Source organism: Vibrio anguillarum (assembly GCF_001989995.2).
GTDB classification, from domain to species: domain Bacteria; phylum Pseudomonadota; class Gammaproteobacteria; order Enterobacterales; family Vibrionaceae; genus Vibrio; species Vibrio anguillarum.
The window spans coordinates 64387-76663 of the sequence record NZ_JAHGUP010000021.1 but is presented as its reverse complement, the minus strand read 5'-3'; the positions used below and the strand labels follow the sequence as shown (position 1 = coordinate 76663).

Here is a 12277-nt window from a genome sequence, read left to right as displayed (position 1 = left end):
TGAAAGGGTTGACCATGGTCAGCCTTTTCTTTTATCGGTGATAACATCCGTGCAAGTGAGATTGACATGAATTTTGAACTCCACCCGCAACTGGCCAAAGACACTTCCGTCATTGGTGAATTTCCTCTTTGCTTAGCCTTACTCCATAAAGATAATGCCGTGCCTTGGATTATTCTGGTGCCTAAACGTGCCAATTTGAAAGAGCTGCATCATCTACCAATGCAGGAACAGCAACAATTTTTATGCGAATCTCAAGCCGTTAGCCAAGCTCTTGAAGCCACGTTTTGTCCAGATAAACTCAATTTAGGTGCGCTAGGTAACATGGTTCCTCAGCTCCATATTCACCATGTTGCTCGATTTAAAAATGACATAGCATGGCCTGGGCCTATCTGGGGCAATACTCAAGGGATAGTGAGAGCCGAACAAGAACAGCAAGCGATCTTAACCAGAATCCAAAATGTCCTATCACTGAGTTCTATTTTTAGAAAAGGATAAACGTCGTCTCTCACACCATATATTAGGTAAAAGATAGATTGGGTAAAAGTTTGAAAGCCGCTGATATCAGCGGCTTTCGTTTATCAGACAGAATGCCTAGCATCAATTATGACTAAAGTACGACAGTCAAAGACAGCCCATTGTTTCGGTTAAGCCCATAACGCACTCTTGTTACGTGGTGAGCCTTGTTGGTATCGATAGTGCGCGACAATACACCTTTTTTTATCCACACGGCTAACATAGCGTCAACGCCGTCCTCACTGAGCGAAAACTTTTTCGCAATCGCCGAGCGGCTAACGATCCCATTCTCTTCAATGTAGCGCTTTAGCTCATTTAATATCATGCCACTTGTACCTCAAGCACCGTTTTCTGCTGGAGTCCTTTTCGCTTAAGCATTTTAAAGGTCAACAAACTCGCCATAACAATGGCAATAATCCACGTTAAACTTTCGACAGGGGTTTCGGTGATCCTAGTCGCTTGGTAATAAAGCGCGGCGCCACCATACGCAAGCCCCATCGTCCATACTGCGATAAAACGAGCATAATTCGCACCAAACTCACGAACATAAGCCCCCATGGCTGCAACACAAGGCGTGTAAAGCAAAATGAAGATAAGGTAGGAAAATGCGGCATGACCAGTGACAAAGTGCTGTTTCAAATTACCAAAGATTGAGGCATCTACGGCTTGCTCTTCAGCCACTGCGCTACTGTCTGTCAAGTCTCCGACTTCGATACCGAGCGGATCAGAGAAGCTTAATCCCGTTAGGTTTTCTGGAATAGACATAACCGCTTCTTGTAGGCTCGCCATTAGGTCATATTCACTTTCATCACCTTCAGCAGAGGTATATAAATTGTTTAATGTTCCGACTACCGCTTCTTTTGCAAAAATACCCGTGATGATACCCACTGTCGCTGGCCAGTTATCTTGATTGATACCAATAGGAGCAAATACCGGCGTAACCACTTGAGCCACTTTTGATAACACGGAGTTGTCACTATCTTCATTACCAAAGCTGCCATCAGTACCAACTGAATTGAGGAAGCTTAAGATCATAACAACGATGACAATCGTTTTCCCTGCACCGAGAACAAAACGTTTTAATTTCTGCCATGTTTTGATCATGATGTTTTGTAGCGTTGGGATCTCGTAATCTGGCATCTCCATCACTAGGCTGTCGCTTGAACCCGGATAGAGCGTATGCTTCAAAACCAAACCAGTGAACACTGCGGCTAAAATGCCCAATAAATAAAGAGCAAAAACTACATTTTGACCGCTTTCAGGGAAAAATGCCGCAGCAAATAGCGCATACACTGGCAAACGTGCACCACATGACATAAAGGGTGCCATCGATGCCGCTAATTTACGTTCACGTTCTTGATCTAGAGTTCTGGTCGCCATAATCGCGGGAACGTTACAACCAAATCCTAAGACAAGCGGAACAAACGCTTTACCCGGTAGGCCTATCTTCTGCATCACTTTATCTAAAACAAAAGCCGCGCGAGACATATAGCCTGAACTTTCGAGTACAGCTAAAAATAAGTACAAACAAGCGATAACTGGGATAAATGTGGCGACGGTTTGAATACCTCCGCCAAGGCCATCTGCTAATAATGTCACTAGCCAAATAGGCAAATGATCATCCAGTAAGTGGTGCCCACCATCAACCAATAACGCCCCGACGCCAATGTCGAAGAAATCAATGAAAGCGCTCCCAATATTGATCGAGAACATAAACATTAAGTACATAACCACAAAGAAAAACGGTACACCCACCCATTTATTTAAAATCAGCTTATCCGCTTTTTGTGTAAAACTGTGGCTTAGTTTCCCTTCTGTTTTGCGGATCTGCTGGCATTGTTCATGCAAAAATGTGTATTTGGTATCAGCGACATGCAGATCAATATCTAAACCACTTTGCAATTGCTCTTTCTGGATAAGCTCACGCTGCACTTCTGGTAATCCATTAATCACCAAAAGATCATTTTCTAAGGCACGAATAGCTAATGCGCGAGGTGCCACTTGCTTATGTTGAAAAATAGTGGCTAATTTTCCGATCGATTGTTCAAATGCACTGCCGTAATCCAATAGCAGTTCTTTAAGAGCTACGCCTTGCAGCAGTACTTTATGCAGCTTTTCTTTGAATCGACTCACCTGCTCTTTACTGGTAGCAGAAAGCATAAAAACGGGGCAACCTAGAACTTTCTCAAGTTGTTGAATGTCTAGACCTTGACGCTCTCTTTTTAAAGCGTCCATTTTATTCAAAACCACAATCATTGGACGACCGAGCTCTCTCAATTGAAGCGTCATATAGAGACTGCGCTCCAAACACGTCACATCCACAACGTTAATGATTAAATCGGCAGGATGTGTAAGAACCGCTCTAGAGGCAATGGATTCGTCAATGCTGTTACTGTCATTCCCGCTGTCAAGTGCGTAGATGCCCGGCAAATCCGTTAGTATGAATTCATCTCCAGAATGAGTGTAGCGGCCCGTTTTTTTCTCAACTGTAACACCAGCCCAGTTACCGACTTGCTGCTTAGAACCAGTCAGCCCATTAAATAACGTTGTTTTGCCACTATTAGGGTTACCAACGGTTAGAATTTGATATCGCACTACGCTATCTCCACTTCAATACAAGCGGCTATATTTTCACGTACCGCTAAAGAGACGCCTCTCACTTCAAGTTGAAGTGGATCTCCCATAGGAGCTCTTCTGATTAACGTAACAGTAGTTAGAGGCAGCAAGCCCATCACCATCAATTTTTTACGAATGTCATTTGGAAGTTGATTGAACGCGACGATGCTCGCGCTATCTCCTTCATTTAATTGAGATAATTTCATCTATCTTGCTCTCAATGGTAGTGGTAATGAGAAATATTTTTATTAACAGGCGAATAATACACGCGCTAACCCTCTATTTTATTGCGTGAAATCAAAGATTGCATAAATCCATCACGTTGTTTTCGGTAAATAAACTGACGTTAAAAACGTTAAAAAATTATCAGGTACAAATGAGCTCAACATAAAAAAATAAACAAAAACAGGAAAAACCAAAATAAACCATTAAAATCAATCAGTTAATGTTAATTATATATTTTGTCGTTTTTCTTATACTAGGTTGTCGTTAATTTTATAAATGAAATAAGTCCTTTGCCATATAGTAAATCCATCGAAAGGAATTACTCCTTAGATACAAATTCCAGAGGTGGTACGGGTGTTACTCGTATCACTCCGGCAGCAAGCGAAGGTGTCATTGACACCCGTGGTATAGTCCCCCCGGCTATACCACGATATTTTTTTTCTACTCATCTCATCTTTACTGCAACACAATCACCGACCCAGCCTGTTTATTGAGTAAGTGCTATTCCCAAAATAAATTGATATTACGACTTTGAGTATTAATGAGTGTATCTACGCAAGCATAGACAAATATGTGTAGCTAACACAGCAGCCAATCTAATCAAGAAGGGAGATACAGCTTGATTGCAGGTCGGCGGAAAGTGAGTTCATATCCACACACCTGAATAAGCTTTATGATTAGGGTGACTGAATGTCGCTAACATCGCTGCAGCTTCAAGTGGGAAAGTTATCACTATTATCAGGGGCGGTATTACTCGTTATCATCAACAAATTGGGTTGGCGATAAACCAAAGTGATGTTTAAATCTTTGGCTGAAATAAGACGGATCATTAAACCCACAATCAAAAGCGACTTGGGCGACTTTTCCTCCTGCGAGCAAATATTGGCACGCTTTCTCTAAGCGGATCTCATTTAGATACTCTTTGAATGTTTTATTGGTGATCGCTTTAAAACGACGCTGCAAACTACGTTCCGATACGAAGAGTGATTTGGCCGCACTAGAGGTACTAAATTCAGGATCTGAATAGTAATTGTGTACCAATTTTTCGACTTTTTTAAGCCACTCTTTTTCCGTTACATCAATAAACTTGTCCTCTGAATGCTCCTCTACGACGATCATTTCAGGTGCATCACTCACAAGCTCAACTGATGGCCAAGAAAGCTCAACTAAATTTCGTTCTGGCGATGAAAAAATATGTATTTCCCCACCACTGCGCTGTACTAACAGTTGCATCTCCTCTAGTTCAAAACCAGAGATACGCTTATCGCTATTGATGGATTGCACCTGATCGCCACAGTCAATCATCACAATAAACAGTCTTTTCTCCCTTTCATAACAATGAATTTGTAGCTCTTGATTTCTGTAAAGACGTTTTACCGCATCAGACAGTAGCGTATTGAAAATGATGTCTAGGTTAAAATGGGCAGATTCAATATAAGATTGTTTAAGCTCATTGTTCACCGCCAACGAAATATTCGCTTTCGCGAACTCTTCACGCCATCCGTCCACACAAGAGTTCAAGATTATCGATAGGTCGTAGAGCAACTGAGTCGCTGTTTTATCATTTCTTACGTTACGAAGTAACGCCAGTTCACGTTTTACTTTTAAAGCTAAAGACTCAAGTCGCGCGAGTTGATGGAGTTGGGAGCGATAAATCAGCTGATTTAATGTAGGAGTAATAGAATCTAACATCTGTTCAACAACGATATGGCGAATTTGTAATTGCTTGCGCAACTGCTGGTTATTAGTCAAAACAATTTTGCTTTGATGCCGTAGTTGATCCGTTTTCAAGGCCACCTGAGCTTTTAACTTTCGGTTTACTTTGGTAACCCAACGAGAACGCCACCATGAAGCAAAAGCAATAAGGCCTATAGAAAGGCAAAGGTAAAGAACAATAGCCCATGAAGACCAATACCACGGGTTATCCACAATAAATGATAGACTGTTTATCATACTGTTTTGCGGATTTGGACTGTAATTTCTCACCAGCAAACGATAGTGTCCAGGTAACAGGTGATCAAGTGTCAACTGAGCGCTTTCTAATCTCTGCCACTCCTTATCCCCTGCAATACGATACTCCAATGATAAGGCTCTCGATTCTGGCAATGCACCAAATAAAAAGCTTATCGAACTTCCATATTCCAATTCTAGTGTCTGAAAACGACCACGACCGAACATGACAGGAATGTGATCGACATTCACTTGGCTAAAGATAATATTGGTATTAGGAGGGGTAGCAACCGTGAGTTCAGAGGACCATGCTGTCACTAAGCCAAAACGGGAACCTAGCAGCAACTGCTGTTGGTTATTGATAATACTTGATTCGCAAACTCCACTTTTAAATTCATTATTCATCAATCCGTGTGGATCACCAAAATGCTTTACCATCTCACCCATAGGATTGTAGAGCGAGATTCCTTGTGAGGAAGTCAGCCAAATACCGTTGCCCGTTTCAGTTAAACATTTGGGGCTAATATTCTCTTCAACCATATCAATAGATCGAATATCACTACGATCATGTGCCAAAACAAAGACGCCATAAGCACTAGCAAACCAAACATCACCCTTGCTACTCTCAAATATATCAATGCTTTGTCCATAATGACTAGTCGCTCGAAGAAAAACAATTTTGCCTTTGTCAAAAAGATAAACACCATGGTCAGTGCCGATAAATACCCCTCGCCGAGTTGACTTAAGTTTTATTATTTTTGCAGGCAAAAATGCATCAACAAACCATTCAGAACCGAAATCGGTTAGCGAGTTATCGGCCAACTGATATGACCACAAATGGTTACCTGTTGCTCCCCACAACAGTCCTTCATGATCAAATTCAAGATGTTTAGTATCATTCGAACGCAGCTTCAGAGGTAACACGCTCGTTTCTATCATCTTTTTTGTCTGCAAGTGATAAATAACGATGCCTGTATGTGTAGCTATCCATAGAGAATGATCATCTATTTGAGCGACATCATGCACTTCTCCAGGGAAAATAAGTTTAGGCTCTTGCCAATCTTCAGCATCGACTTGGTACAACCCTTGTCGAGTTAAAAACAAATACCCTTTATTATCTGACCTTGTCACAATTTTTGTTATGGGATTATTGTTGAGCTGTGCAATGGAATGGCGCTTAAATTTTTGTCCAAACAGAGAAAAGTAACGAATACCTTTATCCGTTGCGATCCAAATCCCACCCTGTAAGTCATTGACCAATGAATAAATTTTATTGCCTGGTAACCCATTATTGTCTTGGTCATTACTTTCTAACTTGACGGTTTTACCTGTCAAAAACGAATGAACAAATAATCCATCTTCAGTACCAATCCAATACTCTTGATCTGTCTCAGCAACAGATAATACATGGGAATCTCCAACCAACTTTTGTTGGCGCTTTGGGTCCTCGACATCAATAATCAGCCCACCATTGAGCGTTCCAATCACAAGTTCTCTACGTTTCTCGGAAAAATAGAGTTTCTCAATGAAGTTTTTACCAGAGCTGAGCACGTGAGAAAAACTCTCTCCATCTGACAGATAGACTCCAGCATTAGTGGCTAATACCCATTTAGAAAGCACAAACTTCGCATCATTAACGATCAATCGACTAGCTTGATTTAATTGATACATTTCTTTAAAAGAATAAGTAACTAACTTGTGGGTTTGCGCATGGTATGTATAAAAGTGCGTCTCATCGGCTAACCAGATGAAATTACCTGACGAACCTATTTTTTTTATGATGATTCCAGGCGTTAAGCTAAATACTAATTCGCGATCTTGTGCGGGATAAGTTCGATAAAGTTCATTATCAATGAACGTCCAAAAAGCGTTATTAAGATAGGTAATATTTTCGCTCTCTTGTGAAAGCACTGAGCCACGCCGGGGAAGGATGTTTTGTCCATCAAAGAAAACCACTTTGCCATGCACATCGTGTATCCAAATTCCCCCTTCTTCACCTAAAAACAAATTTTGTGCGGCAAAAATTTTTCCTTGAGCCTGAGCTGGCAATGGATAGAAGATGGAAGGTGCTTTGTCTAGAGCTTGTGTCCCCTGCGCTAATAAAAGCGTCAGAAAACCCAAGATCCAGAACAAAGGTTTAAAATAGTCGTTCTTTCCTTTCAACAGACAGAGCCTCAATCAATATCACGCCAAATTGCAAACTGTTTTTTCGTGGCGATAATTATCAAAACATTCTAACCAAAGATAAGGCTTTTTGAAGCTAAGAAAGCGACAATCTGTGAATCTTTATCCTAGATTTCAGTGCAGATCGTACAACATACAATACAGCGTACATCTATTGAGACAAACAAGTGTAAAAGTTGTTACTCAGCTGATTTAACAGCTCAAAATAACTGCCACTTTTCACTTTGATATCTGCGCCTAATGGATCAAGTACTCCCGTTTTAACCTTAGTGCCACGAGTCACAGTATCAATCACCGCCGGAGTAAACTGAGGTTCTGAAAACACGCATTTCGCTTCATTATTAATGATTGAATTTTTAATGGTGATTAGGGTTTTAGCACCCGGCTTTCTGTCAGGACTAACGGTAAAATGGCCGAGGTTATTCAAATGGTATTGCTGTTCAAAATAGCCGTATGCATCATGAAAAACATAATATCCTTTATCACTAATTTTGCTCATCTTCTGCGTGATTGCTTGATGGGTCGAATCTAATTGAGCTAAAAAGCGGACTAAGTTTACTTTATACTGCTCGGCATTAGCGCTATCACTTTTCACTAAACTTGCGGTAATCGCCGCTGCCACTTGCTTGGCTTGATCTGTTCCAAGCCAAAAATGTGGGTCATACATACCATGGTGATGCCCATCATGATCGTGTTGTTCGCCACTGAGCTCTCTCAGTGTCAGGCCATCAATTTGGCTGATGGTCAAAACGTTGTGGTGACTCGCTAATGTCTTACTTAAGAATGGCTCAAGGTCTTTTCCATACCAAATCACTAAATCCGCCGCTCTGATTTTTTTAACATCAGAAGGGCGCAACGCATAGTCATGCGGTGAGGTATTTGCCCCCAGTAGTACTTCTGGTTCATTCACATCGAGAGTCAATTCATATGTAATCATCTGAATCGGCTTAATGCTGGTCAAAATGACCGTAGACCACGCCAAAGGCGATAATGTTATTAAGCAAAGAAGGAGCATAATCTGACGCAACATGATGGTTTTTCCATTCGGTATATAGCGTTAAAGGGAACGAAATGTTACATTATAACACTTCCGAATTGCAAATAAGTTCCATTCATGTCCAACTTAATTCAGCTGCAAGGCATTTGTGTCGAATTCAACAACCGCCGTGTTTTGGACAATGTCAGTATCAACCTAGAAAAAGGGAAGATTACCACACTGATAGGTCCTAATGGTGCGGGCAAGTCGACGCTCGTTAAAGTATTGCTCGGGCTACAGCCCGTCCATAGCGGAACGATGACGCGCGTAAAAAACCTTAAAATTGGTTATGTTCCTCAAAAGTTAAAACTTAATGACGCGTTACCACTCCCCGTTAAACGATTTTTAAGTTTGGCTGGACGTTTTAGTCAACAAGAGTTGCTAGACGCACTCAGACTAGTCGGGGCCGAGCATCTTCTTGATTATGATATGCATAAGCTGTCCGGTGGTGAAACACAACGGATTCTTATCGCCCGTGCATTGCTACAGCGCCCAGATATTCTAATTCTTGATGAACCAGCTCAAGGTGTTGACGTGCAAGGGCAAATTGATCTGTATGATCTTATCGATGCCATACGACATCGTTTCGGCTGTGGTGTCTTCATGGTCTCTCACGATTTGCATCTGGTGATGGCAAAAACGGATGATGTTATCTGTCTTCATCACCATGTTTGCTGTTTCGGTTCACCGGCAACGATTACTCAACACCCAAGCTATATCGCATTATTTGGTACGCGCAATCGCGAAGCCTTAGCTTTTTACCATCACAAACATCAGCATCATCACGACTTAGCAGGCCAACCTGTGAAAGGAGATGCAACTTGCTGTTCAAATCATTCACACGGTCACCATCATGATTGAATTTCTTCTTCCATCAATATTAGCAGGCCTTGGTATTGCCGTTATCGCAGGTCCCCTTGGGTCATTCGTGGTTTGGCGAAAAATGGCTTATTTTGGCGATACCCTCGCACACGCCTCGCTGATGGGATTGGCGCTAGGCTTTTTGCTTGATATCAACCTTTATCTTGCGTTGCTCGTTTGCTGTCTTGGGCTTGCAATCATTTTGGTTACTATGCAGAAACAGCAGCTTGTGGCGACAGACACTTTGCTCGGCATTCTCGCTCATAGCTCGTTATCCATTGGTCTCATTGCAGTAAGCTTCCTTGATAACGTCCGCATAGATTTAATGAGCTATCTCTTTGGCGATTTATTGGCGGTAAGTTTTACTGATTTAGCCTTCATTTGGGGAGGAGCAATTGCAGTAAGTGCACTGCTATTTCTTTTTTGGCGTCCATTACTTTCAACTACAGTGAACGAAGAACTTGCGTTTGTTGAGGGCATAAACGTTGATTTAATGCGTTTGCTGCTGATGCTATTGATTGGGGTGGTGATTGCACTAGGAATGAAATTTGTTGGTGCTCTGATTATGACATCGCTGCTGATTATTCCCGCGGCGACCGCTAGGCGACTCACAAAAACCCCAGAGCAGATGGCAATATTGGCTTCTTTGGTCGGCGCTTTAGCTGTGCTGGGCGGGCTAATCCTCTCGTGGCATTTTGACACACCTGCAGGCCCTTCGGTTGTCGTGACGGCTACAACGATGTTTATGTGCAGTCAACTTGTAAAACGCTAGTATCAAAACCTATTGAATCTAAAGTAAAAACCCCGAAACAAGGTTCGGGGTTTGTCTTCAAACTGAGGGAGGCGTGATTACCAACCCGTCACTTCACGCAATGCTTTTCCGATATCAGCAAGGCTTTTGACGGTTTTCACACCCGCGGCTTCAAGCGCTGCAAATTTCTCATCAGCTGTCCCTTTACCACCAGAAATGATAGCGCCAGCATGGCCCATCCGTTTACCCGGAGGCGCGGTCACACCAGCAATATAAGACACCACCGGTTTCGTGACATTCTCTTTAATGAATGCCGCGGCTTCTTCTTCGGCTGTACCACCGATCTCGCCAATCATCACAATCGCTTCAGTTTCAGGATCGTCTTGGAATAGTTTCAAGATATCAATGAAGTTAGAGCCCGGGATTGGGTCACCGCCGATACCAACACACGTTGACTGACCAAAGCCTTCATCTGTTGTTTGCTTAACGGCTTCATAAGTTAGCGTTCCTGAACGTGAAACAATACCCACTTTTCCTTTCTTATGAATGTGGCCTGGCATGATGCCGATCTTACACGCATCCGGTGTAATCACACCCGGACAGTTCGGGCCAATCATACGCACACCAGTCTCTTCGAGCTTCACTTTTACGTCAATCATATCGGTAGTCGGTATACCTTCAGTGATCGTCACAATAAGTTCAATACCAGCGTCAATTGCTTCTAAAATAGCGTCTTTACAAAATGGTGCAGGTACATAAATAACGGTTGCCGTTGCACCCGTTGCTTTCACTGCGTCACGCACCGTATTAAATACAGGCAGACCAAGGTGAGTTTGACCACCTTTACCCGGAGAAACCCCACCGACCATTTGTGTACCGTAGGCAATCGCCTGTTCGGAGTGGAAAGTTCCCTGACCACCAGTGAAACCTTGGCAGATTACTTTGGTGTCTTTATTAATAAGTACCGACATTATTTACCCTCCGCCGCAGCAACAACTTTCTGAGCTGCGTCCGTTAACGACTCAGCTGCAATGATATCAAGACCAGAATTTGCAAGTACTCCGCGTCCTAATTTCGCATTTGTACCTTCCAAACGCACGACTACGGGAACCGTTACACCAACTTCTTTCACCGCGCCGATAATGCCTTCTGCAATCATATCGCAACGTACGATACCGCCGAAAATATTCACCAATACGGCTTTCACGTTGTCATCAGACAAAATGATTTTGAACGCTTCAGCAACACGCTCTTTGGTTGCACCACCACCAACATCAAGGAAGTTTGCAGGTTTGCCGCCATGAAGGTTAACAATATCCATCGTTCCCATTGCAAGGCCAGCACCGTTAACCATGCAGCCAACATTACCATCAAGAGCAACATAGTTCAGTTCCCACTGAGCAGCATGAGCTTCGCGCTCATCTTCTTGTGAGAGATCGTGCATTTCGCGAAGTTTAGGTTGACGATAAAGTGCGTTTGAGTCGATGTTGATCTTGCCATCAAGGCACAACAAGTTCCCTTCAGCGGTGACAACTAATGGGTTGATTTCTAGCAGTGCAAGATCATACTGGGTAAACATAGCGCCAAGACCTAGAAAGATCTTCACAAATTGCTTAATTTGGTCGCCTTCCAAGCCAAGTTTGAAAGCAAGTTCGCGGCCTTGGTAGGCTTGCGGACCAACCAAAGGATCAATTGCGGCTTTATGAATCAGCTCCGGAGTCTCCTCCGCTACTTTTTCAATTTCCACGCCGCCTTCTGTTGAGGCCATGAACACGACACGACGAGTCGCACGGTCAACAACAGCGCCTAAGTAAAGCTCATTCGCGATATTAGAGGCTTCTTCAACCAAAATTTTTGATACTGGCTGGCCATTTGCGTCCGTTTGATAAGTAACCAGATTTTTACCTAGCCATTTTTGAGCAAACTCTTTGACACCATCTTTAGTGTCGTGCAACTCAACGCCACCCGCTTTACCGCGACCACCTGCATGCACTTGACACTTAACAACTTTCTTCGCTGTGCTAATCCGACCCGCCGCTTCAAAAGCTTCTTGTGGAGTATCACAGGCATAACCTTCCGGTACAGGCAAACCGAATTCTGCAAACAGCTGTTTGGCTTGATATTCATGCAAATTCATTATG

Annotated in this window: 10 protein-coding genes; 3 read left to right on the top strand and 7 right to left on the bottom strand. The window is 42.7% G+C overall.

What is annotated here, in order from left to right:
* Positions 1-66 precede the first annotated feature (66 nt).
* Complete coding sequence (locus PL85_RS05590; protein WP_013856359.1) at positions 67-495, top strand: HIT family protein; 429 nt, start codon at positions 67-69, stop codon at positions 493-495.
* A gap of 112 nt (positions 496-607) precedes the next feature.
* Here PL85_RS05590 and PL85_RS05585 read toward each other — a convergent pair whose 3' ends face one another.
* The 5 genes from PL85_RS05585 to znuA all read right to left on the bottom strand — a co-directional run bounded on the left by PL85_RS05585 (position 608) and on the right by znuA (position 8518).
* Positions 608-838 (bottom strand): FeoC-like transcriptional regulator, encoded by a 231-nt coding sequence (locus PL85_RS05585; RefSeq protein ID WP_094165572.1) that lies wholly within the window; start codon positions 836-838, stop codon positions 608-610.
* Positions 835-3108 carry a Fe(2+) transporter permease subunit FeoB gene (feoB, locus tag PL85_RS05580; RefSeq protein ID WP_115339182.1) on the bottom strand — a complete coding sequence of 758 codons (2274 nt, stop codon included), beginning with the start codon at positions 3106-3108 and terminating at the stop codon, positions 835-837. Before feoB ends, PL85_RS05585 begins: the two co-directional genes overlap by 4 nt.
* Positions 3108-3335, bottom strand: coding sequence for a FeoA family protein (locus tag PL85_RS05575; protein WP_115339183.1), 228 nt, complete (start codon positions 3333-3335; stop codon positions 3108-3110). The genes feoB and PL85_RS05575 overlap by 1 nt, the downstream gene beginning before the upstream one ends.
* Positions 3336-4104: 769 nt before the next feature.
* On the bottom strand, positions 4105-7467 hold the full coding sequence (locus tag PL85_RS05570; RefSeq protein WP_194545271.1) for an AraC family transcriptional regulator: 3363 nt from the start codon (positions 7465-7467) through the stop codon (positions 4105-4107).
* A gap of 172 nt (positions 7468-7639) precedes the next feature.
* A complete protein-coding gene (gene znuA, locus PL85_RS05565) occupies positions 7640-8518 on the bottom strand; it encodes a zinc ABC transporter substrate-binding protein ZnuA (RefSeq protein WP_017045228.1) in 879 nt (292 codons plus the stop codon).
* An 84-nt stretch (positions 8519-8602) separates the two neighbouring features.
* Here znuA and znuC point away from each other — a divergent pair, with 84 nt between their 5' ends.
* Together znuC and znuB are read left to right on the top strand one after the other, a co-directional pair.
* Positions 8603-9385 carry a zinc ABC transporter ATP-binding protein ZnuC gene (gene znuC / locus PL85_RS05560; protein ID WP_013856354.1) on the top strand — a complete coding sequence of 261 codons (783 nt, stop codon included), beginning with the start codon at positions 8603-8605 and terminating at the stop codon, positions 9383-9385.
* Positions 9378-10157, top strand: a complete 780-nt coding sequence (gene znuB / locus PL85_RS05555) for a zinc ABC transporter permease subunit ZnuB (RefSeq protein WP_013856353.1) — start codon at positions 9378-9380, stop codon at positions 10155-10157. Before znuC ends, znuB begins: the two co-directional genes overlap by 8 nt.
* A gap of 77 nt (positions 10158-10234) precedes the next feature.
* Here znuB and sucD read toward each other — a convergent pair whose 3' ends face one another.
* Positions 10235-11107: a succinate--CoA ligase subunit alpha gene (gene sucD, locus PL85_RS05550; protein WP_013856352.1), complete on the bottom strand. Its 873-nt coding sequence runs from the start codon at positions 11105-11107 to the stop codon at positions 10235-10237.
* Positions 11107-12273, bottom strand: a complete 1167-nt coding sequence (gene sucC, locus PL85_RS05545) for an ADP-forming succinate--CoA ligase subunit beta (RefSeq protein WP_115339184.1) — start codon at positions 12271-12273, stop codon at positions 11107-11109. Before sucC ends, sucD begins: the two co-directional genes overlap by 1 nt.
* Between the last annotated feature and the right edge of the window lie 4 nt (positions 12274-12277).